Source organism: Sphingobium sp. YBL2, assembly GCF_000943805.1.
GTDB lineage: Bacteria > Pseudomonadota > Alphaproteobacteria > Sphingomonadales > Sphingomonadaceae > Sphingobium > Sphingobium fuliginis.
The window spans coordinates 321,345-345,336 of sequence record NZ_CP010954.1; the positions used below are offsets into that span (position 1 = coordinate 321,345).

The 23,992-nt window shown below is 64.9% G+C and carries 24 protein-coding genes and 1 tRNA gene; 11 read left to right on the forward strand and 14 right to left on the reverse strand.

Annotation, left to right across the window (positions count from 1 at the left end; genetic code table 11):
* Positions 1-192 precede the first annotated feature (192 nt).
* Genes TZ53_RS01580 through coaBC form a run of 4 tightly spaced genes read right to left on the reverse strand, consistent with a single transcriptional unit; the run spans position 193 to position 3,014 of the window.
* Positions 193-558 (reverse strand): DsrE family protein, encoded by a 366-nt coding sequence (locus TZ53_RS01580; protein WP_044660207.1) that lies wholly within the window; start codon positions 556-558, stop codon positions 193-195.
* Positions 546-1,322, reverse strand: a complete 777-nt coding sequence (locus TZ53_RS01585; protein WP_082166207.1) for a HesA/MoeB/ThiF family protein — start codon at positions 1,320-1,322, stop codon at positions 546-548. The genes TZ53_RS01580 and TZ53_RS01585 overlap by 13 nt, the downstream gene beginning before the upstream one ends.
* A complete protein-coding gene (dut, locus tag TZ53_RS01590) occupies positions 1,319-1,783 on the reverse strand; it encodes a dUTP diphosphatase (RefSeq protein ID WP_025548678.1) in 465 nt (154 codons plus the stop codon). Before dut ends, TZ53_RS01585 begins: the two co-directional genes overlap by 4 nt.
* Positions 1,758-3,014: a bifunctional phosphopantothenoylcysteine decarboxylase/phosphopantothenate--cysteine ligase CoaBC gene (gene coaBC, locus TZ53_RS01595; protein ID WP_044660208.1), complete on the reverse strand. Its 1,257-nt coding sequence runs from the start codon at positions 3,012-3,014 to the stop codon at positions 1,758-1,760. The genes dut and coaBC overlap by 26 nt, the downstream gene beginning before the upstream one ends.
* Before the next feature lie 161 nt (positions 3,015-3,175).
* Here coaBC and egtB point away from each other — a divergent pair, with 161 nt between their 5' ends.
* Positions 3,176-4,444 carry an ergothioneine biosynthesis protein EgtB gene (gene egtB / locus TZ53_RS01600; protein WP_044660209.1) on the forward strand — a complete coding sequence of 423 codons (1,269 nt, stop codon included), beginning with the start codon at positions 3,176-3,178 and terminating at the stop codon, positions 4,442-4,444.
* 4 nt (positions 4,445-4,448) lie between these two features.
* On the forward strand, positions 4,449-5,405 hold the full coding sequence (gene egtD, locus TZ53_RS01605) for an L-histidine N(alpha)-methyltransferase (RefSeq protein ID WP_044660210.1): 957 nt from the start codon (positions 4,449-4,451) through the stop codon (positions 5,403-5,405).
* Positions 5,406-5,475: 70 nt separating this feature from the next.
* Here egtD and TZ53_RS01610 read toward each other — a convergent pair whose 3' ends face one another.
* The 5 genes from TZ53_RS01610 to TZ53_RS01630 form a co-directional block, all read right to left on the reverse strand.
* Positions 5,476-6,531, reverse strand: a complete 1,056-nt coding sequence (locus TZ53_RS01610) for a DUF1176 domain-containing protein (protein ID WP_044660211.1) — start codon at positions 6,529-6,531, stop codon at positions 5,476-5,478.
* A gap of 61 nt (positions 6,532-6,592) precedes the next feature.
* Positions 6,593-7,915, reverse strand: coding sequence for a NupC/NupG family nucleoside CNT transporter (locus TZ53_RS01615; RefSeq protein WP_044660212.1), 1,323 nt, complete (start codon positions 7,913-7,915; stop codon positions 6,593-6,595).
* 351 nt (positions 7,916-8,266) lie between these two features.
* Positions 8,267-10,087: a translational GTPase TypA gene (typA, locus tag TZ53_RS01620; protein ID WP_025551654.1), complete on the reverse strand. Its 1,821-nt coding sequence runs from the start codon at positions 10,085-10,087 to the stop codon at positions 8,267-8,269.
* Positions 10,088-10,208: 121 nt separating this feature from the next.
* Positions 10,209-11,915 (reverse strand): cation acetate symporter, encoded by a 1,707-nt coding sequence (locus TZ53_RS01625; protein ID WP_044660213.1) that lies wholly within the window; start codon positions 11,913-11,915, stop codon positions 10,209-10,211.
* Complete coding sequence (locus TZ53_RS01630) at positions 11,912-12,247, reverse strand: DUF485 domain-containing protein (RefSeq protein ID WP_025551652.1); 336 nt, start codon at positions 12,245-12,247, stop codon at positions 11,912-11,914. The genes TZ53_RS01625 and TZ53_RS01630 overlap by 4 nt, the downstream gene beginning before the upstream one ends.
* Before the next feature lie 153 nt (positions 12,248-12,400).
* Between TZ53_RS01630 and TZ53_RS01635 the strand changes: the two genes are divergently transcribed.
* From TZ53_RS01635 to TZ53_RS27080, 3 genes are read left to right on the forward strand one after another with little or no spacing between them, the layout of a single operon-like run.
* Positions 12,401-13,624: a toxic anion resistance protein gene (locus tag TZ53_RS01635; RefSeq protein WP_044660214.1), complete on the forward strand. Its 1,224-nt coding sequence runs from the start codon at positions 12,401-12,403 to the stop codon at positions 13,622-13,624.
* A gap of 4 nt (positions 13,625-13,628) precedes the next feature.
* The gene (locus TZ53_RS01640; protein WP_025551648.1) at positions 13,629-14,342 is read left to right on the forward strand and encodes a hypothetical protein; all 714 of its coding nucleotides are present in this window, start codon (positions 13,629-13,631) and stop codon (positions 14,340-14,342) included.
* Positions 14,343-14,357: 15 nt separating this feature from the next.
* Positions 14,358-14,513, forward strand: a complete 156-nt coding sequence (locus TZ53_RS27080) for a hypothetical protein (RefSeq protein WP_165363307.1) — start codon at positions 14,358-14,360, stop codon at positions 14,511-14,513.
* A gap of 12 nt (positions 14,514-14,525) precedes the next feature.
* Here the strand turns inward: TZ53_RS27080 and TZ53_RS01645 are convergent, their stop codons facing one another.
* The 4 genes from TZ53_RS01645 to TZ53_RS01660 all read right to left on the reverse strand — a co-directional run bounded on the left by TZ53_RS01645 (position 14,526) and on the right by TZ53_RS01660 (position 17,876).
* On the reverse strand, positions 14,526-14,825 hold the full coding sequence (locus TZ53_RS01645; protein WP_025551646.1) for a PilZ domain-containing protein: 300 nt from the start codon (positions 14,823-14,825) through the stop codon (positions 14,526-14,528).
* A 113-nt stretch (positions 14,826-14,938) separates the two neighbouring features.
* The gene (locus tag TZ53_RS01650) at positions 14,939-15,673 is read right to left on the reverse strand and encodes a class I SAM-dependent methyltransferase (protein ID WP_044660215.1); all 735 of its coding nucleotides are present in this window, start codon (positions 15,671-15,673) and stop codon (positions 14,939-14,941) included.
* Positions 15,673-16,800: a peptide chain release factor 2 gene (gene prfB, locus TZ53_RS01655; RefSeq protein ID WP_044660216.1), complete on the reverse strand. Its 1,128-nt coding sequence runs from the start codon at positions 16,798-16,800 to the stop codon at positions 15,673-15,675. Before prfB ends, TZ53_RS01650 begins: the two co-directional genes overlap by 1 nt.
* Before the next feature lie 182 nt (positions 16,801-16,982).
* A complete protein-coding gene (locus tag TZ53_RS01660; protein WP_044660217.1) occupies positions 16,983-17,876 on the reverse strand; it encodes an N-formylglutamate amidohydrolase in 894 nt (297 codons plus the stop codon).
* 149 nt (positions 17,877-18,025) lie between these two features.
* On the opposite strand from TZ53_RS01660, the gene cpdR reads away from it, so the two are divergent.
* Positions 18,026-18,403, forward strand: coding sequence for a cell cycle two-component system response regulator CpdR (gene cpdR, locus TZ53_RS01665; RefSeq protein ID WP_025551641.1), 378 nt, complete (start codon positions 18,026-18,028; stop codon positions 18,401-18,403).
* On the opposite strand, the gene TZ53_RS01670 is transcribed toward cpdR, so the two are convergent.
* Positions 18,400-19,734, reverse strand: coding sequence for a dicarboxylate/amino acid:cation symporter (locus TZ53_RS01670; RefSeq protein WP_044660218.1), 1,335 nt, complete (start codon positions 19,732-19,734; stop codon positions 18,400-18,402). The two genes, cpdR and TZ53_RS01670, sit on opposite strands and share 4 nt — an antisense overlap.
* A gap of 128 nt (positions 19,735-19,862) precedes the next feature.
* Between TZ53_RS01670 and TZ53_RS01675 the strand changes: the two genes are divergently transcribed.
* The 5 genes from TZ53_RS01675 to TZ53_RS26585 all read left to right on the forward strand — a co-directional run bounded on the left by TZ53_RS01675 (position 19,863) and on the right by TZ53_RS26585 (position 23,704).
* A tRNA-Val gene (locus TZ53_RS01675) sits at positions 19,863-19,937 on the forward strand.
* Between the two features lie 509 nt (positions 19,938-20,446).
* Complete coding sequence (locus TZ53_RS01680; RefSeq protein WP_044660219.1) at positions 20,447-21,484, forward strand: tyrosine-type recombinase/integrase; 1,038 nt, start codon at positions 20,447-20,449, stop codon at positions 21,482-21,484.
* A 379-nt stretch (positions 21,485-21,863) separates the two neighbouring features.
* The gene (locus tag TZ53_RS01685; RefSeq protein WP_044662777.1) at positions 21,864-22,211 is read left to right on the forward strand and encodes a helix-turn-helix domain-containing protein; all 348 of its coding nucleotides are present in this window, start codon (positions 21,864-21,866) and stop codon (positions 22,209-22,211) included.
* Positions 22,212-23,519, forward strand: a complete 1,308-nt coding sequence (locus tag TZ53_RS01690) for a type II toxin-antitoxin system HipA family toxin (protein WP_044660220.1) — start codon at positions 22,212-22,214, stop codon at positions 23,517-23,519.
* Complete coding sequence (locus TZ53_RS26585; protein ID WP_226870222.1) at positions 23,516-23,704, forward strand: tyrosine-type recombinase/integrase; 189 nt, start codon at positions 23,516-23,518, stop codon at positions 23,702-23,704. Before TZ53_RS01690 ends, TZ53_RS26585 begins: the two co-directional genes overlap by 4 nt.
* Positions 23,705-23,992: the final 288 nt, after the last annotated feature.

The following is a 23,992-nucleotide window of genomic DNA, read 5'->3' on the forward strand; positions in this document are numbered from 1 at the left end:
TGACTGAATGCGGTCAGGGAGCGGAGCTTCTGCTTTCCCTGAAGGAAGCCTGCTCCTGCGCAGGCAGGCCCGGCCCTCCCTTCCGTGCATCATCGCCGCCCGATCCGGGCGCCTGCTTTCGCATGAGCATGCTGTGCCTTCAGGAAAGCGTCGCAATCGTCCGCTTCCGACCAGCCGAGCCAGCCGACCGGCTCAGGCAAAGATCAGCCGGGCCTCTTCGCCGGTCTGCTGCAAGAACCCCATCGGGCCGCCGACCTCAACGCCCTGCGGCAAATCATCGGCAGTCATTCCGCACAGCGCAAGTCCGCTCTGACAGGCAAGCAGGATCACGCCCAAGCCCAATGCCTCTTCGATCACCATCGCCAGCGAAGGCAGCCCCGATGCCCGATGCGCTTCGTCGCAGGGCGCTTCCGGAGGCGCTCGCAGCAAGCTCACCGCGTCCAGTTGCAGGAACAGCGCCGCGCCGCCGCCCAGCGCCGCCTGAGCCGCCGCGATCACCAAGGCTCCGCGCAGCCGTTCCGCATCCGCCGTCGCGACGATGATCCTCAGCTCGCGCATAGTTCCACGGCGCAACCCTGGCAGGCGGGATCCTTCGGCACCGCCACGGTCCGAAACCGCATCGACAACAGATCGGCCAGCAGCAAGCGCCCCGCCATGTCATCGCCGAAGGGCACAAGCGCGCGGATCACCTCCAGCGCCGCCAGACTGCCGATCACCCCTGTCAGCGCCCCGATCACGCCGGTTTCGGAACAGTTCCGCTCCGGCGCGTCCTGCGGCGACCCGACCAGACAGCGATAGCAGGGCTTGCCCGCCTCCCAACCGCGATATGTGGCCAATTGCCCCTCGAACGGCCCGACCGCCGCCGACACCAGCGGAATCCGCAGCTTCTGCGTGCAGTCCGCCACCGCCAGCCGCGTCGCGAAACTGTCGCAGCCATCCAGCACCACATCGGCATCCCGCAGCATCAGCGCGGCATTGCCCGCGTCGATGCGGGCGTTGATGGGGATCAGCTTCACGTCCGGATTGAGCCGCGCGACCGCCGCCATCGCGCTTTCGGCCTTGGGCGCTCCGATCTCGTCAGTGCCGAACAGCACCTGCCGCTGCAGATTGGAGAGGGCGACCGCATCGTCATCGATCACCCGAATCGTGCCCACGCCCGCCGCGGCGAGATAGAGGATGGCCGGGCTGCCGATCCCGCCCGCCCCCACGACGGCCACATCCGCCGACAACAGCCGCGCCTGCCCCGCGCCGCCGATCTCCTTCAGCACGATATGGCGGGCATAGCGCTCAAGCTGATCGTCCGTGAGGGCCAGGGGCGTCATTGGGATCGAACCCCCGTCGATCCGAATCCCCCTGCGCCCCTGATCGTCTCGTCCAGTTCCTCGACTTCGGCAAAGCGCGCCATCTGCACCGGCGCGGCGACCAGTTGCGCGATCCGGTCGCCCCGCGCGATCACAAAGGGTTCTTCGCCCAGATTGATCAATATGACCTTCAGCTCGCCGCGATAATCGGCGTCAATCGTCCCCGGCGTATTGGGCAGGCTGATCCCATGTTTCAGCGCCAGGCCGGAACGCGGCCGCACCTGCACTTCATAACCTTCGGGAATCGCCATGGCAAAGCCGGTCGCCACCGCATGCCGGCCGCCGGGCACAAGGATGATGTCCTCCGCCGACACGACGTCCATCCCCGCCGCATGCGCCGTGGCATAGGCCGGCGCCGGCAGGCCCGCGCCATGGGGCAGGCGCTTCAGGCGAATTTCAATGGGCGGAAGAGGAGAGGACATGGGCGACCTTTTCTATCAGGCGGGTGGCGATGGCGTCCTTGGGCAGATGGTCCCAGCTCTCGACGCCATCCTTCGAAACGATGTGCACGCTGTTGGAATCGCCGCCCATCACGCTTGAGCCGGGCGGCCCCGACACGTCATTCGCGACGATCCAGTCGGCGCCCTTGCGCGCCAGCTTCGCCTGCGCATGTTCAGCGATCTTCTGCGTCTCGGCGGCAAAGCCGACCAGCAGGGCGGGACGCTGCGCATGTTTGCCCAGCGTGGCGAGAATGTCCGGATTCTCGACCAGGGCCAAGGGCGCCGGCTTGCCCGATCCATCCTTCTTGAGCTTCTGATCCGCAGCGTCCGCCGTGCGCCAGTCGGCCACCGCCGCCACCATGATCGCCGCATGGGCGGGCAGGGCCGCCTCCACCGCGGCCAGCATCTCCCGCGCGGTTTCCACATCGACGCGGGTCACGCCGGCCGGCGTCGGCAGGTGCACCGGCCCCGCCACCAATGTCACCCGCGCGCCGGCCCGCGCCGCCGCCGCCGCTATGGCGAAGCCCTGCTTGCCGGAGGACCGGTTGGCGATGTAACGGACCGGGTCGATCGGCTCATGCGTCGGGCCGGCCGTCACCAGCACATGCCGTCCGGCGAGCGGCGCGTCGGCCGTTTCGAAGTCCGGCTGCCCGGCCAGCGGATCGGCGACGAGCGGCCGGGCGAGCAGCCGCGCCACCTCCGCCGCGATCGCTTCCGGATCGGGCAGGCGGCCCTTGCCGAATTCCCCGCAGGCCATTTCACCACTGTCCGGCTCCATCACATGCACGCCATCGGCCTTGAGCTGTGCGACATTCCGCCGGGTCGCGGCATGGTGCCACATCCGAACGTTCATGGCGGGAACGGCGAGCACCGGCTTGTCGGTCGCCAACAGCAGCGTCGTCGCCAGATCGTCGGCAATGCCGCCCGCCATCTTGGCCAGGATGTTCGCCGTCGCCGGCGCGACCACGACCAGATCGGCCTGCCGCGAAAGCTGGATATGCCCGATCTCGCGCTCTTCCTTGAGGTCGAACATGTCGCCATAGACATGATCCTCGGTCAGCACGCCCAGCGACAGCGGCGTCACGAATTTCTCCGCGCTTTCCGTCAGCACCGCCCGCACCGCGATGCCGCGCCTGCGCAGCAGCCGCACCAGTTCCAGCGACTTATAGGCGGCGATGCCGCCCGAAACGATGAGAAGGATGCGCTTGGTCATGACAGGCCCATCATTTGGGCAAGCGGCGGGCCCTTGTCCAGCCATTCCCATCGTCCCCATGCGCAATCATCGAAGGACGGCGAAACGGCCCGGCCGGAACCGATCCGCCCCTTCATGCGATTATTCCAGGAGAGCGGCGCAACCGTATCGAAGGGGCATGCATGGCAAGAAGCCGGACCGTACCGAGCCAGATCGACCTCATCACCCGCTATCGCGAGGTCAGGGCGCTGAGCGAAGCGCTTGCCGCGCCGCTGTCCGATGCGGACGCGACGGTCCAGTCCATGCCCGACGCATCCCCCGCCAAATGGCATCTGGCGCATGTAAGCTGGTTCTTCGAAACTTTCGTCCTGCGCGATCATGTGGCGGGCTATGTACCCTTCGATCCGCATTACGCCTATCTTTTCAACAGCTATTATGAGGCCGAAGGTCCACGGCATGCGCGGCCGATGCGGGGCATGCTGACACGGCCGACGCTGGAGGAAATCCGCGCCTATCGCGCCCAAGTCGACGAGGCGCTGACCACCGCCCTGCCGATGCTGATGCCCGATGTGCAGGCGCTGGTGTTGCTGGGCCTTCACCATGAGCAGCAGCATCAGGAACTGCTGCTGACCGACGTGCAGCATCTTCTGTCGCTCAATCCGCTGGAACCGGCGCTGTACGACGCGCCCAATGCGCTGCCTGCGCCCGTCCCCGGCCCTCTCCACTGGATCGAGGGCCGGCAGGGGCTGGTCGAGATCGGCGATGACGGCAAAAGCGATTTTGCCTTCGATTGCGAGACCCCCCGCCACAAGACGGTGCTCCACCCGCATGCCCTGGCGCACAGGCCGATAACCAATGGCGAATGGATCGCCTTCATCGAGGATGGCGGCTATGCCGACGCCGCCCATTGGCTGTCCGACGGCTGGGCATGGGTGCAGGCCGAACGGGTCGAGGCGCCGCTATACTGGCGGCGGGGCGAGCAAGGCTGGACGCGCTTCGGTCTGGACGGTCGCAAGCCGGTCAATACCGCCGCGCCCGTCAGCCATATCAGTCTTTATGAAGCGGATGCCTATGCCCGATGGGCGGGGGCGCGCCTTCCCACCGAGGCGGAATGGGAAAGCGCCGCCCTCAATGTCGCGCCGACCAGCGGGAACCAGTTGGACGGTCCGGCTTGCCCCCGCCCTCGCGCGGCGGATGGCGGCTCCACGCTGACGCAGATGTTCGGGGATGTATGGGAGTGGACGGGCAGCGCCTATCGCCCGCATCCCGGCTTCCGCGCGGCGGACGGCGCGGTGGGCGAATATAATGGCAAGTTCATGTCGGGGCAGTTCGTGCTGAAGGGCGGCAGTTGCGCCACGCCGCGCGGCCATATGCGGGCAAGCTACCGCAATTTCTTCTACCCCCATCAACGCTGGCAGTTCACCGGACTGCGGCTGGCAAAGGATCTTTGACGCGATGCTGCTGACCGAAGATGCCCCGCTGTCCCTGCGCGCGCCTGACCCGGCCTTCCGGCGGGACATTATCGAGGGCCTGTCCCGCGAGCCCAAGGCGACCCCGCCCATCTGGTTCTACGACCGGCGCGGGTCGGAACTGTTCGAAGCGATCACGGACCTGCCGGAATATTATCCGACGCGCACGGAAACCGCCCTGCTGGAACGGCATGGCGCGGATTTCGCCGCCGCCATCGGCGCGGGGCAGGCGGTGGTGGAGTTCGGTGCAGGCAGTTCGCGCAAGACCCCGCATCTGCTGCGCGCCATCGATCCAGCCGCCTATGTGCCGATCGACATCAGCGGCGACTTTCTTCGCGCTTCGAGCGCTGAATTGGCGTCGGCCTTTCCGGGGCTGCCGGTCTTGCCGGTGGTGGGCGACTTCAACGGCGAACTAGCCTTGCCGGCGGCGATAGAGGGGCTGCCGCGCCTCGGCTTCTTCCCCGGGTCGACCATCGGCAATATGGAACCCGATTCGGCGGTGGACCTGTTGCGGGCAATGCGGCGCCTGCTGGGCAAGGACGCGATGCTGCTGATCGGCATGGACCGGATCAAGGACCGTGACCGGCTGGTCGCCGCCTATGACGATGCCGCGGGGGTGACGGCTGCGTTCAACCTCAATCTGATCGCGCGCATCAATCGGGAACTGGAGGGCGACCTGCCGCTGGACGGCTTCCTCCATCGCGCCATCTGGAACGACGACAAGGCCCGGATCGAAATGCATCTGGAGGCGGTGCGGCCGCTTCACTTCCACGTCGCGGGCCAATGCTTCCGCATGGCCGTGGGCGAGACGATCCATACCGAAAGCAGCCACAAATATGGCGCGCGCGACGAAAGGCTGCTGCTGCGCGCCGGGGGATGGGAGCCGGTGCGCGAATGGAGCGATGCGGACGAGCTGTTCTCGCTGATATTGGCAGAAGCCTAAGGGGCGATTTCCAGGCGCGAAAAAAGAAGCCAGGGCGGCGGCACGGCGAATCGACAGGAAATTCCGGCCTTCAGTCCGTCACTTTGGCCGACCATGTGGTGATCCAGTGCCAGGCGCCGCGGCATTCCCCCATCGCACTCGCCTCTACCAGGCGGAAGCGCGAACCGTCCCAGACATAGGTTTCACTACCCCCGCAATCGCCCAGGCCCCGGCCCTTGGCATAGCTTTGCAAGGTGGAGGTCTCCGGCGCCCAGCCTGCATTGACCAGCATGGGATGGCCGGCCTCCTCGCTCCAGCCCGGCTGATAGTCGAAGCCGGCGAAGCGGAAGGTTCGGCGGCCGGGAATGCCGGTGGCGATCGCGGGGACGAATGTGAAATTATAGGCCCCGGCGCCGCAGGGCACCAGAACCAGCGTCTCGGTCTTCGACAGCCGGTGCAACTCGGGAGGAGAGGATGCGCCCCTCATCTCGTCGGCGCAACCCGTGAAGGTGCCGAGTGCCGTCAGTTCCTCCCGCCAGAGCGCGGGCGGCTGCGCGCCGCCGGGTACGGCTGCGCGCCGGATCGTGGGGATGGCAGGCGCGGGACGCACGGCGCTGCGTGCGAGCGGTCCCGTCGCGACGAGGGCCGCCATGGTGCCCGCCCTGCCCTGCTTCGCATCCATATAACGGAGCGCAGCGGTCAAGCCGGCGAGCGACGGACGGTCGATCGCCCTCGCGCCGGCGCGGATCTCCATGCGTCCGCCCTTCGCCATGGCAATGGCCAGTGCGGACGCCTGCGGCCCTTCCAGGCTGGCTTCGCCGTCCACGCTCGCCACGCGGGCAAGCTTTCGCCCGTCGATCAGGAAGTCCAGCGCCTCCCGGCCCTTTGCGTCCCGGCTGACCCGGATTTCGGGATCGGCGTCGGCCCCCGCCCCTCGCGCGATCCCCAGCATGACCGGCGCATCGGGCCAGTCGCCGCCTTCTGGCAGCAGCGAGACTGCCTCGCACCGGTTGCCGTTGTCGCAACCGATGGTCCAGTCCTTGTAGCTTTCCAGCCTGCCCGGCTTCGGCGCTTGCGCCCCAGCCGGCGCCGCTGCCATCACCACCGACAGCATGGCCGTCAGTCCGAATATGCGTTTCGCCCCCATGCGTTAACCATAGCCGATCCTGCCAGCGACGGGTAGAACTTTCGTTATAGAATCGGAACGATCATCGCAGGCTGAGCATCAGGCCCGCCAGCGCCGCGCTCATCAGATTGGCGAGGCTGCCCGCCACCAGCGCCTTTAGCCCCAGCCGGGCGATCACCGGCCGCTGGTTGGGCGCGAGATTGCCGGTGACGGCCATCTGGATCGCGATCGAACTGAAATTGGCGAAGCCGCAGAGCGCGAAGGTGACGATGGCGACGGTCGCCGGCGACAGCGCGCCCTGCGCCTGGCCGAGATTGATATAGGCGACGAACTCGTTGAGCACGACCTTGGTGCCGAACAGCCCGCCCGCGATCTGCGCCTCATTCCAGGGAATGTTGAGCAGATACATGACCGGAGAGAAGAGATAGCCGAGCAGTTGCTGGAAGCTGAGGTCGGGATAGCCGAACCAGCCGCCGACGCCGCCGAGGATGCCGTTCGCCAGCGCCACCAGCGCCACGAAGGCCAGCACCATGGCGCCGACCGCGACGGCCAGCTTCACCCCGGTCTGCGCGCCCTGGGCTGCGGCCATGATGAGGTTGGCGGGCTTTTCCTCGTCATGGGTGGCGGGCGGCATCGGTTCGCCCGGCGTTCCCCCCGGCAGCAGCGCGGCGGGGCCGGTGTCGCCGATCCGGCTTTCGGGCAGGACGACTTCGGGATGATCGCCCAGGGGGAGTTCGGGCTCGCGCTCCGGCTCGTCGGGCATCATGATCTTCGCCATCAGCAGGCCGCCGGGCGCGGACATGAAGCTGGCCGCCAGCAGATAGTCGATCTTGATCCCCATCGAGGCATAGGCGGCCAGGATCGTGCCCGCGACGCCCGCCATGCCGCTGGTCATGACGGCGAAGAGTTGGGGCGGGGTCAGGCCCGCCAGATAGGGGCGGATGACGAGCGGGCTCTCGCTCTGCCCCACGAAGATATTGGCGGCGGCGCAGAGGCTTTCGACCTTGGACACGCCCGTCACCTTCTCGATCGCGCCGCCGACCCAGCGCACGATCTGCTGCATGATGCCCAGATGATAGAGGATCGACACCAGGCTGGCGAAGAAGATGATGACAGGCAGCGCGGCGATGGCGAAGCTCGCGCCGCCGATCTCCGGTTTCGCGAGCGGGCCGAAGATGAAGTCCGTTCCCGCCTGCGCATAGCCGAGCAGATTGGCGACGCCGTGCGACATACCCGCGATCACGGCGCGCCCGGCGGGGGCATAGAGCACCAGCAGCGCAATGCCCGCCTGCAGCAGGAAAGCCGCGCCCACGACGCGAAGCCGGATGGCGCGGCGGTCGGAGGAAAGGGCGAAGGCAATGGCAAGGATCAGCGCGATACCGGCTAGGCCAATGAGAAGATGCATGAAAAGCTTTCGCGGGAAGAACGAACGGCGCGACCATAGAGACGCCGCAACGGCGAGGCCAGTAGCTTTACGCCAGTAACTTTACGATGGTGCAAATGCGTTTGGGCGAGATGTCCGGGTGGATTGCGGACATTCCCCCTCCCGCAGGCGGGAGGGGGTTAGGGGGTGGGCTGACGCGGCATCTGCGCTGTTTTGCAACGGCTAAGTCAGAAGCTCGCTACGCTCGCGCCCACCCCTAACCCCTCCCGCCTGCGGGAGGGGAATGTCTTGGATTGGCCATCGTCAGACTCCCGAAGCAAAAAGGGCCGGCGTCTCGCGACGCCGGCCCTTTTCTCATCCATCGAAATCCGGTCAGGCGGCAGCCTTGGCCCGCGACATGCGCTTGCGCTCGTTCGGGTCGAGATAGCGCTTGCGCAGGCGGATATTCTTCGGCGTCACCTCGACCATTTCATCGTCGTCGATATAGGCGATGGCCTGTTCCAGCGTCATCTTCCAGGGCGGGGTCAGGCGGATGCTGTCGTCCTTGCCCGAAGCGCGGAAGTTGGTCAGCGCCTTCGACTTCATCGGGTTGACTTCCAGGTCTTCCGGCTTGGCGTTCTGGCCGATGATCATGCCTTCGTAGAGCGCCTCGCCCACCCCGACCATCAATATGCCGCGTTCTTCCAGCGGGCCAAGGGCGTAGGCCACAGCCTCGCCCGCGCCGTTGGAGATCAGCACGCCATTCTTGCGGCCTTCGATATTGCCCTTGTGCGGGCCGTATTTTTCGAACAGCCGGTTCATGATGCCGGTGCCGCGCGTGTCGGACAGGAATTCGCCATGATAGCCGATCAGGCCGCGCGAGGGCGCCGAGAAGGTGATGCGGGTCTTGCCGCCGCCCGATGGGCGCATGTCGGTCATTTCCGCCTTGCGCTGGTTCATCTTGTCGACGACCGTGCTGGAAAATTCATCGTCCACGTCGATGACGACGGTTTCATAGGGTTCGGTCTTGTTGCCGTTCTCATCCTCGCCGAACAGCACGCGGGGGCGGGAGATGCCGAGTTCGAAGCCTTCGCGGCGCATGGTTTCGATGAGGACGCCAAGCTGGAGTTCGCCGCGACCGGCAACTTCGAAGCTGTCCTTGTCGGCCGATTCGGTCACCTTGATCGCGACATTGCTTTCCGCTTCGCGCATCAGGCGGTCGCGGATCATGCGGCTCGTCACCTTGCTGCCTTCGCGGCCCGCCATGGGCGAATCGTTCACCGCAAAGCGCATCGACAGGGTCGGCGGATCGATCGGCTGGGCCTTGATCGCGGTGTTGATCGACGGATCGGCGATGGTGTTCGCCACGGTGGCGACGGTCAGGCCCGCAAGGCTGATGATGTCGCCCGCCTTCGCCTCTTCCACCGGCACGCGGTCCAGTCCACGGAAGGACAGGATCTTCGAGGCGCGGCCGGTTTCCAGCACATTGCCGTCGGCGTCGATGGCGTGGATCGGCTGGTTGACCTTCAGCGTGCCGGAATTGACCCGGCCGGTCAGGATGCGGCCCAGGAAGTTGTCGCGGTCGAGCAGCGTCACCAGGAAGCTGAACGGCGCATCTTCGTCCAGCGCCGGAGGCGGCACATGGTCGACGATCTTCTGGAACAGCGGCTCCAGCGTGCCCGAACGCAGCGACGGGTCTTCATTGGCATAGCCGTTGCGGCCCGACGCATAGAGCACCGGGAAGTCGAGCTGCTCGTCGGTGGCGTCCAGCGTCACGAACAGGTCGAACACCTCGTCCAGCACTTCCTGGATGCGTTCGTCCGGGCGGTCGATCTTGTTGACGACGACGATGGGGCGAAGACCCAGGGCCAGCGCCTTGCCGGTCACGAACTTGGTCTGCGGCATCGCGCCTTCCGACGAATCGACCAGCAGGATCACGCCGTCGACCATGGACAGGATGCGCTCCACCTCGCCGCCGAAGTCGGCGTGGCCGGGCGTGTCGACGATGTTGATGCGGGTGCCGTTCCATTCGACCGAGGTGGGCTTCGCCAGGATGGTGATGCCGCGTTCCTTTTCCAGGTCGTTCGAATCCATCGCCCGTTCCTCGACGCGCTGGTTGTCGCGGAAGGTGCCGGACTGGCGGAAAAGCTGGTCGACGAGCGTGGTCTTGCCATGGTCGACGTGCGCGATGATCGCGATGTTACGCAGGGACATGCAACTGCCTTCGGGATTTAAGGTTTCCCGGCCGGCACCGCGCCTGCTCAGGACTATCGGGCGCGCCCCTACAGGAAATGACGCGCTGCGGCAAGGGCGGCGCGACGGCCGGCGGAAGCGTTCAGTGGTCCGACGCGGCGAAGGCGCCGATCCCCGTTTCCGCCCGCACCCGCTGCGCCGGATAGCCCGCCTTGTCCACCGCCGCGCGGGGCGAGCGGTCGAGCAGCGAGATCAGCCAGATCGAAAGGAAACCCGCCGGAACCGAAAAGATCGCCGCCGAGCTGTACGGAAAAGGCGCCGGTCCCAGATCGAAGGTGGCCGTCCAGACCGCGGGGGACAGCAGGGTCAGCACGAAGGCGGTCAGCAAGCCGATGGTCCCGCCCCATGCCGCGCCACGGGTGGTGCACCCGCTCCAGAGCAGCGAGAGGATCAGCACCGGGAAATTGCCCGACGCCGCCAGCGCGAAGGCAAGGCTGACCATGAACGCCACATTCTGCTTCTCGAACACCAGCCCCAACAGCACCGCCAGCGCGCCCAGCGCCAGCGTGGTCAACCGCGACACGCGCAGTTCGTCCGCCGAACCCGCCCGGCCATGTTTGAACACCGTGGCGTAGAGATCATGGCTGACCGCCGACGCCGCCGAGAGCGTCAGCCCCGCCACCACGGCGAGGATGGTCGCGAAGGCCACCGCCGAAATGAAGCCCAGAAAGGCATTGCCGCCGATCGCATGGGCCAGATGGATCGCCGCCATGTTGCCGCCGCCGCGCAGCGCGCCCTCCCCGTCCAGATAGCTGGGCTCCGTTCCCACCAGCACGATCGCGCCGAAACCGATGATGAAGGTCAGGATGTAGAAATAGCCGATCCACCCGGTCGCCCAGAGCACCGACTTGCGCGCTTCCTTCGCATCCGGAACGGTGAAGAAACGCATCAATATGTGCGGCAGGCCCGCCGTCCCCAGCATCAGCGCGAGGCCGAAGGAAATGGCCGAGACGGGGTCCTTGATGAAATTGCCCGGCGCCATGATGGACCGCCCCCGTTCCGCCGCTTCGGCCATGGTCGCCCCGCCGGACAGGGCGGCCTGGCGCTTCACCTCCACCGCGCGGGCGAACAGCGCTTCAAGGCTGAAGCCCATCTGCGCCAGCACCATCAGCGCCATGAAGCTGGCGCCGCCCAGCAGCAGCACCGCCTTGATGATCTGCACCCAGGTCGTCGCGCGCATGCCGCCGAACAGGACATAGAGCATCATCAGCGCGCCGACGATCACCACCGCCACGGCATAGGGCAGGCCGAACAATAATTTGATGAGCTGCCCCGCCCCCACCATCTGCGCGATCAGGTAGAAGCTGACGACCAACAGCGTGCTGACCGCCGCGAAGCTACGCACCGGCGGCTGGGCGAAGCGGTAGGAGGCGACATCGGCAAAGGTGAAGCGCCCAAGATTGCGAAGCCGTTCCGCCATCAGGAACAGCAGGATCGGCCAGCCGACCAGAAATCCGGTGGAATAGATCAGACCGTCATAGCCGTCGTTGAAGATCTGCGCCGAAATGCCGAGGAAGGAGGCCGCCGACATATAGTCGCCTGCCATGGCGAGACCGTTCTGGAAACCGCTGATCCCGCCCCCCGCCGTATAGAAATCGGAAGCGGTACGGGTGCGCGCCGCCGCCGCCTTGGTGATCCAGAGCGTCAGCCCGACAAAGGCGACGAACATGAGGATCGCGACCCAGTTGACGGGCTGGCGCTGCGCCTCCCCCTCCAGCGCCGCTGCGAACGCGGGGAGCGGGAGAAGCATGATGGAGGCGGTGGCAAGCGCGGCAAGCCAAGCCTTCATGCGACGCGATCCTGGAAGCCGTGGTCGATCAGGAGGGCCGCCATCCGGGCGTCATGGTGGCGGTTGGCATAGGCGACATAAACGCCGGTCAGCGCAATCGCGAGCAGGATGAGGCCAAGCCCGACCGGAATGCCGATCGACGTCACGCCCGGGCCGACGGGCATGCCCAGCAGCGCCTTGTCGAAGGCGATCAGCAACAGATAACCGACGAAAGCGAAGAAGATGATGGCGGACAACAGCCAGCCGATCTTCGCCCGACGCGCCACCAGCCGGGCATAGCGCGGATCGGCCGCCACGGCTGCGATCCTCTGTTCGTCCGGTCCGTCGCTCATGCGCCCTCCTTCGTCCTTTCGGCCATGCTAGCCGCGCGCCGGGCGATTGCAATGGCAAGCGCGGAGGCTTTATAGCTCGCATCATGGACTTGCGGGCCAACTGTTCTATGCACATATAACAGTTCGAACCGCCCTTGGCCCCTGGGAGATGACATGGCTTCGACCGCGCCGACCGCCACCGCCACGACCTCTGGCGACACGCTGAACCTGACGCCGCCCGACCCGGTGCCGCCGGTCGCGCCCGAAAAGGCCGCCGGGCTGGTGCCGCTGGATGACGAGAAACGGTCGAAGCTGGACGAGAAGGTCGATGCCTTCATCGACGATCTGGTCGCGCAGGACGCCAATTCGCCCGAATTCGGCCAGCGGGTCGACCAGCTCACCAATATGGGGCGCAAGGAAATCGCGGAGGCGGCCGGGCACAGCAACCGATTCCTCGACCGGCCGGTGCGGGCGATGGACAGCGACAACAAGGTCGGCGTCGACCTGGCGGAGCTGCGCCGGACCATCGAGGATCTCGACCCCGGCAAGCGCGGCAGCCTGACCGCGCCGAAGAAGCTGTTCGGCCTCATCCCCTTCGGCAACCGGATGCGCGACTATTTCGACAGCTACAAGAGCGCGCAGAGCCATATCAATTCGATCCTGGGCTCCCTCGCCAGCGGCAAGGACGTGCTGATCAAGGACAATGCCGCGATCGATGTAGAGCGGCAGAATATGTGGCAGACGATGGGCCGTCTGGAGCAGATGATCCACATCAGCAAGACGCTCGACGCCCGGCTGGAAGCCAAGGCGCTGGAACTGGATTCGACCGACGCCGCGAAAGCCAAGGCGATCCGGGAGAGCGCGCTCTTCTACATCCGCCAGCGCACGCAGGACCTGCTGACGCAGATGGCGGTGACGGTGCAGGGCTATCTGGCGCTGGACCTCGTCAAGAAGAACAATGTCGAGCTGGTGAAGGGCGTCGACCGCGCCAGCACCACGACCGTCGCCGCGCTGCGCACCGCCGTCACCGTGGCGCAGGCGCTGGTCGGGCAGAAGCTGGTGCTGGAACAGATCACCGCGCTCAACACGACGACCGCGAACATGATCGATTCGACCGGCGAGATGCTGAAGAACCAGACGGCGCAGATTCACGAGCAGGCCGCATCCAGCACCATTCCCATCGAGACGCTGCAACGCGCCTTTCAGAATATCTACGACACGATGGACAATATCGACACGTTCAAGCTGAAGGCGCTGGAGAATATGAAGACGACGGTGAACACGCTGTCGAACGAGGTCGAGAAGTCCAAGGGCTATATCGCGCGCGCCGAAGGGCAGGCGCAGGCGGCAAGCCAGGCCCGTGCCGACAATCCGTTGCTGAGTTCCATCGAGGCGTGAGGGGATGAGCCGTTCCGACCGCGTGCTGGCCGATGCGGAGGCGGTTCTGCGCCGCCATAGCGAGCGCGGGCAAAGCCTGTCGGCGCGGGCCCGGCAGCGGCGCAACGCGGCGCTGATGCGGAAGGTCAAATATGCCTTCTGGGCGGTGACTGCGGTCCTGATCGGCAGCGCAGTGGCGGGTTTCGTGACCCCGCTGGGCACGACCGGGGTGATGATCGCGCTGGGGGCGATGCTGGCGGCCCTGCTGCTGGTCGCCATGCTTCCCGGCGAAAAAAGGGTGCGGACAGAGGCGCTGGCGGATACGGCGCTCACCGCCCTGCCCCTGCAAACCGAAATCTGGCTGGAGAATCAGCGCAAGGCCCTGCCCGCGCCGGCCGTCACGCTGGTCGACAGCATCGGCGTCAAGCTGGAAACCCTGGCGCCGCAACTCGAACGGCTGGGCGATCAGGACCCGGCGGCGCAGGAAATCCGCAAATTGCTGGCCGATCACCTGCCCGAACTCGTCACCGGCTACCAATCCATTCCCGAGCCGCTTCGGCGGGAGGAGCGCAATGGGCGCGTTCCCGAACGGCAATTGATCGACGGACTGGGCGTGATCGACGCGGAAATCGCGCGGATGAGCGAAAATCTGGCGAGCGGCGACCTCGACAAGCTGGCGGTGCAGAACCGCTTCCTGGAACTCAAATATCAGGAAGCGAAGGAACTTGGGCAGGACTGACGTCTTCCTACAGTGATGATCCATTTGACGCTGATCATCGTCGATTTCCTCACCGGACTGCTGGCGGCCGGCGCCTGGGCGCTGGCGAGCGCGGGCGGAGCCATTGCGGCGCTTGTCGGCGGCGGACTGCTGGGCGCGTCGCTGTTCCGGAAATGGCGGCAAAAGGGCTGAAGGCAAGGGGTGTCAGACGCCTTCGATCAGCACATCCATGGCATGGCGGGTCAAAGGTTCGCTGAAACGTATGCCGAAGCGCTTGCCCTCGGCCCACATGACGCGACCGCTCGCCTGCACGCCCAATGCCTCGACCATGAGGTAGGTGCCGGTCGTCGGCGGGGTTTCGCAATGGGCCAGCGCGCCCGAGCTGGAAAGGTCCAGAAAATGGGCCCGCGCCGCCGTGCCGCCGAAACGCAGCGCAACCGGCCCGAACATCTTGTGGCGCGGGTCGAGCCGCCGCTGCCCCGCGGCGCCAGTCAGGTCTGTCATATCCTGCCCTCTCCCCAAGGCATCAGGTCGTCCAATGGTCAACGCATCATAGAATCGCTGGCAGCGCATTAACCATAATCCGCGCCAAGAAAAGCCTCCCGGCGACAGGAAGGTCAGGACCGAAGGGCGCAGGGAACGATGGAGGAAGGTTCGGGCCGGGCTGCGATGCGCTTGAACCGGGCGAAATAGCCCCCGGCCGTCGGCTTCGGGATGAGTTCCTCCAGCCGGAACCCCATGGCGGCCAGTTCGCAGGCGAGCAGGCGCGGCGGCGTTCCATGCTGGTCGGTCGGGCGGTTGGCGTCGACCACGATCAGTTCGCCATCCGGCTTGAGCGCGGGACTCAAATGCCAGAGAAAGGCGTAGGGCTCCGCGATCTCATGGTACATATGCACCATGAGGATACGGTCGAAGCTGTTTTCCGGCAGCTTCGGGTCCTCCGGCGCGCCCAGACGGACGCTGACATTGCGCCAGTCCTCCCGGGTGATGCGCCGGGACAGGGCCTCGATCACTTCGGGCATGATGTCCTCCGCCAGGACCCGGCCGCTGTCGCCCACCCTCCTGGCGAGGCGAACCGTATAATAGCCTTCGCCCGCGCCGATGTCCGCGACCGTCATGCCGGTGCGGATGCCGGCCCGGTTCATGATGTCCTCCGCCTCGTTCACCCGGTCGCGCGCCTCCTCGCTGGACCAGCGGGTGGACACGATCGGCGCGACCGGGCGGTCGGCGCGCGGAAAGGCGCGAGCGCCTGCCGGGCGGTCGCCATTGCCGTCCGACGAAAACGGGCCGCAGCCCGCCAGCAGGAACAGGCATGCTGTCAGTGTTCCGGCCGCCAGCGCCGGAGCTTTCATCAGTCGACGTCCTCCACATCGACCTTCTCGCCCGTCACCTTCTGGCTGAGCGCGGCGGCCATGAAGGGATCGAGCGCGCCGTCCAGCACATCGTCGGGCGAGGTGGAGGTGACGCCCGTGCGCAGATCCTTCACGAGCTGATAGGGCTGGAGCACATAGGAGCGGATCTGGTGGCCCCAGCCGATCTCCGTCTTGGCCTGATATTCGCCCGAGGCGGCTTCTTCGCGGCGGCGCAGTTCCGCTTCGTAAAGGCGCGCCTTCAGCATGTTCATGGCCGTGGCGCGGTTCTTGTGCTGCGACCGGTCATTCTGGCTGGCGACGATGATGCCCGAGGGGACGTGGGTGATGCGGACGGCGGAGTCGGTGGTGTTGACGTGCTGCCCGCCCGCGCCCGAGGCGCGATAAGTGTCGATCTTGAGGTCGCTTTCATTCACCTCTATCTCGATATTGTCGTCGATCACCGGATAGACCCAGACCGACGAGAAGCTGGTGTGGCGGCGCGCCGAACTGTCATAGGGGCTGATGCGCACCAGCCGGTGCACCCCGCTTTCGGTCTTGGCATAGCCATAGGCATTCTCGCCCTTGAACAGGAAGGTGGCGGACTTGATGCCGGCCTGATCGCCCGCCTGATAGTCGACCAGTTCGACCTTGTAGCCGCGCCGTTCCGCCCAGCGGCGGTACATGCGGCTGAGCATCTCCGCCCAGTCCTGGCTTTCCGTGCCGCCCGCGCCCGCGTGGATTTCCAGATAGGTGTCGCTGGCGTCGGCCTCGCCCGCCAGCAGCGCCTTGATCTTGTCCTCGTCCGCGCGGTCGGCCAGCGCCTTCAGCGACGCGATGGCTTCGGTCACCATATCCTCATCGCCTTCGGCGTCGGCCATTTCGATGAGTTCGGCGGTGTCGGTCTTCTCGCTCTCGATCGCGCGGGTGGCGCCGATGGCGGCGTCCAGCCGGGTGCGTTCGCGCATCACTTCCTGGGCGAGCTTCTGATTGTCCCAGAGGGTCGGGTCCTCGACGCGGGCGTTCAGTTCGTCGAGGCGGCGCAGGGCGCGGTCCCAGTCGAGGAAGCGGCGCAGCAGGTCCAGCGCGGCGTCGATGCGGTCGATATATTGCTGCGCTTCGGCGCGCATGGGAACTCTCCAGAATGTCGGGGCGCTTGGCCGTAGGATCGGCAAACGCATCAAGTGCCTGCCCCTATCCGAGGGCGGCGGATTTGGGAAGATTCAATCCTTGCCGGCGAATGCGCAAGGATCGGATGGAATCAGGCCGAATCCGCCGCTGTCGCAGCCCCGCCTGAAATCATCCCCGCCCATCACTCCGCCGCCATCGCATAGTTCGAGCGCGGCAGTTCATGCGCCAATGCATTCACCATGGCAGCCACCACCTGCTGCAAACGGGCAAGCCCCGGTCCCGGCTGGTCCAGCGAGACGTCCAGATAGAGGCTCCGGTCGCATTCCACCTGGATCGCATAACAGCCATGCGTCGGCCTGCCGTGGCGTTCGACCATATGGTCGCCCGCATAAGGATGATTTTGCGCGACGGCGATGCCGTGGGCGGCGGCGACATCCGCTGCCAGCGTCATCAGCCGAGCCGAGGCGCTGCGGCCGAATCGGTCCCCCAGCACGAGTCCGGGAGCAACCTGCCCCGCGGTGGGCGGGGGAAGCGGTGGCATGGAATGCAGGTCGATCAGGATCGCATGGCCATGGGCATCCCGCGCCGTCCGCATCAATCGCGCGAGCGTCGCATGATAGGGCCTGTGGAACAATTCGATCCGGCGTTCGACCTCCGCCCAGCCCAGCGAGCGCTGCCATAGCTCATGCGCGCCTGGCAAGCGGCGCGGGATCAGGCCAAGCCCGCCCCGCAATTTGGCGCTGCTCTGCAGGGGGACGTCGCGCGGAATGCCGCTGACCATGCCTGCGTCGATCTCCCGCTCATGCCGGTTGAGGTCGATCGTCGCTCGCGGCACCCGCGCCACCAGCACCGGAACGCCCCGTTCGATCAGCGGATAGGCCAGCATGTCCGCCCAGCGATCCTCCAGCCTTTGCAGCACATCCCGCCGCACCCGCGCCTGTGCCAGCAGCCCCTCGTCATAATCCCGCCCCGCATGCGGCACGGAAACGACCACCGGCCCGGCGGGGACGTCGGGTTCGTAAAGATCGTAGGCGGGCGTGGTTTCGGTCGGAACCGGCGGCGCGCTATGTCCCAAGCAAGATCCTTTCACAGGCCGCCGCCCAAAAATGGTTACTCGGCTGGATAATATTTACACCTTGTCGCATATATAGTCGCTTCACGCCATCCGCGAAGGGGGCGATCAGGGGTCGGCCGTCACAGGCCTGGGACGAGACGTACGGGGCAATGGTTCGAATTCTGCTGGCGGAAGATGATGAAAGCATGCGCGCCTATCTGGCCCGCGCGCTGGAACGTTCAGGATATGAAGTCGTCTCCGTCTCCACCGGAGCGCAGGCGGTGCCGCATATCGACAGCGACCGGTTCGACCTGCTGCTGACCGACATCGTCATGCCGGAAATGGATGGGATCGAACTGGCCCAGCATGCCGCCGCCGTGGCGCCCGACATGCGAATCATGTTCATCACCGGCTTTGCCGCCGTCACGCTGAAAGCGGGCAAGGCCGTGCCGCAGGCGAAGGTCCTGTCAAAGCCGTTTCACCTGCGCGACCTGGTGCTGGAGGTCGAGCGCATGTTCGGCACCGAAAGCCTGACCGGCCTCAGCTAGGCCGAGACAACCTCTTCCATATCGGGCGTCGGCGGCAGGGGCTGCCCGGCCATGGCGGCCGCGAACCGTTCCCGGTCCAGCCCCTTTTCCCAAACCGACACCACCACCGTCGCGACCGCATTGCCGATGAAATTGGTGAGGCTGCGGCATTCGCTCATGAAGCGGTCGACGCCCAGGATCAGCGTCATGCCCGCCACCGGCACCGAGGGCACGATGGAAAGCGTCGCTGCGAGCGTGATGAACCCCGCCCCCGTGACGCCTGCGGCCCCCTTGCTGGAAAGCATGGCGACCAGCAGCAGCAATATCTGCTCCTCCAGGCTCAGATGCACATTGGTCGCCTGCGCGATGAACAGCGCCGCCAGCGTCATGTAGATATTCGTGCCGTCCAGGTTGAAGCTGTAGCCGGTCGGCACCACCAGCCCGACCACCGACTTGCGGCACCCGGCGCGCTCCATCTTCTCGATCAGGCTCGGCAGCGCCGCTTCGGAGGAGGAGGTGCCGAGCACCAGCAGCAGTTCCGCCTTCAGGTAGCGGATCAGATGCAGGATGTTGAACCCGGCGAGCCGCGCCACCACGCCCAGCACCACCAGCACGAACAATATCGATGTCAGATAGAAGGTCGCCACCAGCCCGGCCAGATTGGCGAGCGCCCCCACCCCATATTTTCCGATGGTGAAGGCCATCGCGCCGAAAGCACCCAGCGGCGCCGCCTTCATCAGGAAGGACACCAGCTTGAAGATCGCATGGCTGGCCGATTCCAGCACCGTCATCAGCGGATCGGCCCTTTCCCCGATCATGGTGAGCGCGATGCCGAACAGGATGGCGACGAACAACACCTGCAGGATATTATGTCCATCCGCCACGGCGGAGACCAGCGTGCCGGGTATGATGTCCAGCAGGAAACCCGTGAGCGTTCGGTCATGCGCCTGCTGCTGATATTGCGCGACCTTCCCGGCATCCAGCGTCGCCGGGTCGATATTGAGGCCTGCCCCCGGATGGACGACATTGGCGACGATCAACCCGACGATCAGCGCCAGGGTGGAAAAGGTCAGGAAATAGGCGAAGGCCTTGGCCGCGACACGGCCGATCGCGCCCAGCTCCTTCATCCCCGCCACGCCGGTCACGATGGTGAGGAAGATGACGGGCGCGATGATCATCTTGACCAGCTTGATGAAGGCTTCGCCCAGGGGCTGTAGCGCGACGCCGGTTTCGGGAAAGAAATGCCCGATCCCAACGCCAAGGGCGATGGCGATCAGCACCTGAACATAAAGCTGGCGGTAGAATGGCAGGCGGGCGATGGGCTGATCAGACGGCGTGGGCGATGGCAGCATGGCGTTTGGCGTCCCCTTTTCGCACCGCAACATATGACCTGCCGGGCTGCTGTCCAGAAGAATAGCGGCAAGGCTCAATTTCCCGCTTGCGCTCCCTTACACCCCCGGCTATTGGCCCACTCCACCGTGGGCGTGTAGCTCAGTGGTAGAGCACTGTGTTGACATCGCAGGGGTCGCAAGTTCAATCCTTGCCACGCCCACCATCGAAAACCCCGCCAAATCAACGGTTTGGCGGGGTTTTTGTTTGCCTGCCGCAAGCCGTAGCGCCTGGCCATGCCCATCAATTTTTGGGCAAATTCTGGGCAAATCCGGGTCTCTTTGGGCAAATTCTGGGCATGCAAATGCCGGGCGATGGGAGCGAAATCCCGAGTCGCGCATACCGCCGAAATTATCTCGGACTGCAAGCGATTCGCTTAGCTCAGGCTCCAAAAGGGTCGATCCCGCAGCCGCGCAGGAAGCATACAAACGCTGCTCGCCCATCACGGCCTTTGCCTGCCGACGCATCCGTGCACTGCCACGAAGCCGGGCACCTCCATGGAATGGATGATCACCTTGCTGTCGCTTGGCATGCTGTTTCAGTTCAGCATGCGCCCGTACCAATCAGGACGACAGCATGCCCCAGACCTTCATAAAAGCTAACGCGCCTCACGCTGAAGCATTCGGAGCGAAACTCCCGGCGCAAGCGCGCGATCAGAGGGAACAGGAAGATAAGATGCTCTCCATTCGAACCCGTGGCAAGAACGGCATTTATTATATCCGAGGTACCGTCACGCTTGGCGACAAGCACATCGACGTCAAGGAGTTCAGTTCAGGAACGAGTGACCGCGATGCTGCGGCGCACCTGATGGCGGAACATGAGACGAAGCTGCGGCACCGGCTGATGTTCGGTCCGGCCGCGATCGTAGCGCAAGGCAAAATAGCCGACGCTTTTGAAAGCTACCTGACGAAAGCAAAGCCCCCCTGCCCGTCCGATGTCCTGCGCATCGGCAAGCTCGATGGCCTGATCGGAGACTTCAGCCTGCGCGAACCCAAGCAGGCCTGGGAGCATTTTCGCCGCGCCTATCTGACCGGCCATGACCCGGCGGGCCAGGATCGCTATCGCGCCGTGTTCCAGGCCGCGATCAACGTCCATCACGACCTGCACGACCTTCCGCCCCTGCGCATCAAGGCGATCCCGTTCGACAATGAACGGGTGCGCTTTCTCAGCAAGGAAGACCGCGACCGGCTGATCGAGGCCTACTCACCGCACATACAGCCGATCATCACCCTGCTCGCCTTCCATGGCCCACGCATCCAGACGGCATTGCAGCTCCCGTGGGGTGTCGAGGGCGTCGATATGGAGCAAGGATCGATCCGGCTTAACCACAGCAAGAATGCCGTCATCCGGTCCGTGCCGATGCATCCCCGCGTCATGGACGTCCTGCGTCCGATCTGGGAGAAGCGAGGGCAGCCGACAAAGGGGCATGTTTTCCTCAACCGGTTGGGCAAGCCCTATTCCGACACCCGCAAGGCGAAGATCCCCGGCGGCAACCCGATCAGGAATCAGCACGCCACTGCGTGCAAGCGCGCAGAGATAGAGGATTTCACCGTCCATGACTGGCGACACCACTGGGCATCGCACTGCGTCATGGCCGGGATCGACCTCATCACCATCATGAACATGGGCGGTTGGAAATCGCTCCGGATGGTGCAGCGCTATTCCAGCGTCAGTGTCGACCACATGCGCGAATCCATCAATAGGCTCAGCTAAAGCGAGCCGCACGTCCGAGAAGGATTTGGGGCAGACCGCACAGTCTGCTCCATTTCCTGCGAGAACCGATAGCCTAGCGAAGCCGCCCATAGGGTGCAGCGCAATCAGAGAAAGCGCCTCGAGAGGTTGTTCAGTGGTTGAGCGAGCGACTGATGGCGGCATGGATTGTAGCCTGCCTCGCGGTCGATACCAGTTGCGGGTGTGAAGCCAGGTCCCCGCGCCTGTTGCGGCGGCCTGATGCATCTCGACAAAGTTTCGGGGGAATATGAGAGCGGGATACCGCTATCTTCGCACACTTAGAGCGGAATTCCGCTTGATCTTCCAAATTTTTCCTGTAGCGATATTCCGCATAGTATATATTTTTAGAGCGGAATTCCGCATGCAAATGGATATTTTTTCTATCGTGGGGGATCAATTGCGTCATTGGCGCGGCAGACGCTCCATGAGTCAACTTGGATTGGCCCGGCGGCTTGGTCGTGATCGCGCGCGCATCTCTGAACTCGAACGTGATCTGATCGGCGGCCGCCGGGGTCGCGACCGCCTGACCCTATTCGCCGAGATCTGCGACGCGCTGGATCTGGTGCCCGTCCTCGTGCCACGCGCCCAGGCTAGCGCAGTCCGTGAGCAGGTCGAAGGCGCGCGCGGCATCGACTTCAACCGCCCGGTACGCTCGACGTTCGAGGAGTTGTTCGTCGATCTCGATGAGGACGAAGAGGAGAACCGCTAGATGGGGAAGGCTTCCGCGATCCTCGGCGTTCACCTGCTTGATGCGAAGCTTGGGCCAGTGAAGGTAGGAACGCTCACGCGCGATGCCGACGGCGCGGTCGCCTTCACAGTGTCCGAATCCTATCTCCGCGACACGGCACGGCCCGTACTCAGCCTTGGCTGGTATGATCCGACGTCTGACGCAGGCACCCGCGACCGGCTTTCCGCTCGTGGCGACAAGATTGGCCTGCACGGCTCGATCCCGCCCTGGTTTGCCGGGTTGCTTCCCGAAGGCGCGCTTCGCGAACTGGTGCTCACCGAAATGGGTCCCGGGGATCATGACCAGTTCGACGTGCTCACCCGGCTGGGCGCCGACCTTCCCGGCGCCGTGCTGGTTACAGCCGAAACCGACACACCAGCCTCCGCCGGCCCTCTCGATCTGATATCTATAAAAGGCTTCAAGGCGGCCGAACCCAAGGGTGTGGTCAAATTCTCACTCGCCGGAGTCCAACTCAAATTCACCGCCAATATCGACGGCGAACGGCTTACACTTCCCGCCCGGGGCGACACCGGCCGCTGCATCATCAAGGTAGCAAGCAATACCTATCGCGGGCTTCCGGAAGCTGAGCATGGCGCAATGACGCTGGCGGGCACGATCGGCGTCGAGACAGCGCCTTGTCGGCTGATGCCGCGCGCCGCCGTCGCGGGTATACCCGACGAAATGCTCGAACACGGCGAGCAGGTATTGGTGGTCGATCGGTTCGATCGCGCAGCCGACGACACGCGCATTCACATTGAGGACGCCGGGCAGGTCATCGGAGCGATCGGGGATCGCAAATATACCATGGCCACCACCGAAACCGTCATCAACATGATCAGCCGCTTCAGTACTGACCGCCGCGCCGACATCCTCGAGGCAATCCGCCGCATTGTCGCGGACGTGCTGATCGGCAACGGCGATAATCACCTCAAGAACTGGTCCTTCCGTTTCCCTGAACCGGGGCAGGTCCGCTTGTCACCAGCCTACGACATTGTTCCGACTGTCCTTTTTCAGCCGCGCGACACGCTCGCTCTACGGTTCGTACGCACCCACAGCTTCGACACTGTCAACCTCCACCGATTCGAACGAGTGGCGAGCTTTCTGCGGGTGGACCCCAAGTGGGTCGTTCGCGAGGTCAAGGCGACGGTGGAACGTGCGTTGGACACTTGGCCAGCTACGGCGCCGGAACTTCTGGGCGAGCGGTGGTCGGGAACACTTCTCGCAAGGCTCAACACGCTGGCGCTGGTCCAGGAAGTGCGAGGTTCGGCAAAGATACCGATCGGCTCTTGAAGTTCGAGAGATGGCTGGACACCGTCCACGACTGGCGCCACCACTGGGCATCGCACTGCGTCATGGCCGGGATCGACCTCATCACCATCATGAACATGGGCGGCTGGAAATCGCTGCGCATGGTCCAGCGCTATTCCAGCGTCAGTGTCGACCACATGCGTGAATCCATCAACAAGCTGAACTGAAGCGGATCAGGTAACATCAAAGAAGAATGTGGGGCAGGCGACGGAGACCAGCTCCACTTTTTCAGTCATACCATGAAAATCCACTCGCCACTCTCTGGGGTGCTGACAGGTCCATGAAACCCTCAAGGGATCCACGCCGCCTGGCGCTGCACATTACAGATCATATTCCCTAAACTTTGCAAACCCCCAGATTCCTATTCACCTCGATACTCCAGCGCCATCAGCTTTGCCTCACCAGGCCAACCAACGAGAAGCGTACCGGCAGGACCGCCGACCCTGCCGGTTCTA

Bases quoted from the DNA above. Each gene is read 5' to 3' on its own strand.
- typA (WP_025551654.1), bottom strand. From the start codon at position 10,087: ATGTCCCTGCGTAACATCGCGATCATCGCGCACGTCGACCATGGCAAG.
- cpdR (WP_025551641.1), top strand. From the start codon at position 18,026: ATGGTTCGAATTCTGCTGGCGGAAGATGATGAAAGCATGCGCGCCTAT.
- TZ53_RS01635 (WP_044660214.1), top strand. From the start codon at position 12,401: ATGGCTTCGACCGCGCCGACCGCCACCGCCACGACCTCTGGCGACACG.
- TZ53_RS01680 (WP_044660219.1), top strand. From the start codon at position 20,447: ATGCTCTCCATTCGAACCCGTGGCAAGAACGGCATTTATTATATCCGA.
- TZ53_RS01690 (WP_044660220.1), top strand. From the start codon at position 22,212: ATGGGGAAGGCTTCCGCGATCCTCGGCGTTCACCTGCTTGATGCGAAG.
- TZ53_RS01650 (WP_044660215.1), bottom strand. From the start codon at position 15,673: ATGAAAGCTCCGGCGCTGGCGGCCGGAACACTGACAGCATGCCTGTTC.
- TZ53_RS27080 (WP_165363307.1), top strand. From the start codon at position 14,358: ATGATCCATTTGACGCTGATCATCGTCGATTTCCTCACCGGACTGCTG.
- egtD (WP_044660210.1), top strand. From the start codon at position 4,449: ATGCTGCTGACCGAAGATGCCCCGCTGTCCCTGCGCGCGCCTGACCCG.
- prfB (WP_044660216.1), bottom strand. From the start codon at position 16,800: ATGCGCGCCGAAGCGCAGCAATATATCGACCGCATCGACGCCGCGCTG.
- dut (WP_025548678.1), bottom strand. From the start codon at position 1,783: ATGTCCTCTCCTCTTCCGCCCATTGAAATTCGCCTGAAGCGCCTGCCC.
- TZ53_RS01645 (WP_025551646.1), bottom strand. From the start codon at position 14,825: ATGACAGACCTGACTGGCGCCGCGGGGCAGCGGCGGCTCGACCCGCGC.
- TZ53_RS01640 (WP_025551648.1), top strand. From the start codon at position 13,629: ATGAGCCGTTCCGACCGCGTGCTGGCCGATGCGGAGGCGGTTCTGCGC.
- TZ53_RS01580 (WP_044660207.1), bottom strand. From the start codon at position 558: ATGCGCGAGCTGAGGATCATCGTCGCGACGGCGGATGCGGAACGGCTG.
- TZ53_RS01610 (WP_044660211.1), bottom strand. From the start codon at position 6,531: ATGGGGGCGAAACGCATATTCGGACTGACGGCCATGCTGTCGGTGGTG.
- TZ53_RS01625 (WP_044660213.1), bottom strand. From the start codon at position 11,915: ATGAAGGCTTGGCTTGCCGCGCTTGCCACCGCCTCCATCATGCTTCTC.
- TZ53_RS01585 (WP_082166207.1), bottom strand. From the start codon at position 1,322: ATGACGCCCCTGGCCCTCACGGACGATCAGCTTGAGCGCTATGCCCGC.
- TZ53_RS01615 (WP_044660212.1), bottom strand. From the start codon at position 7,915: ATGCATCTTCTCATTGGCCTAGCCGGTATCGCGCTGATCCTTGCCATT.
- TZ53_RS01685 (WP_044662777.1), top strand. From the start codon at position 21,864: ATGCAAATGGATATTTTTTCTATCGTGGGGGATCAATTGCGTCATTGG.
- coaBC (WP_044660208.1), bottom strand. From the start codon at position 3,014: ATGACCAAGCGCATCCTTCTCATCGTTTCGGGCGGCATCGCCGCCTAT.
- TZ53_RS01670 (WP_044660218.1), bottom strand. From the start codon at position 19,734: ATGCTGCCATCGCCCACGCCGTCTGATCAGCCCATCGCCCGCCTGCCA.
- egtB (WP_044660209.1), top strand. From the start codon at position 3,176: ATGGCAAGAAGCCGGACCGTACCGAGCCAGATCGACCTCATCACCCGC.
- TZ53_RS01630 (WP_025551652.1), bottom strand. From the start codon at position 12,247: ATGAGCGACGGACCGGACGAACAGAGGATCGCAGCCGTGGCGGCCGAT.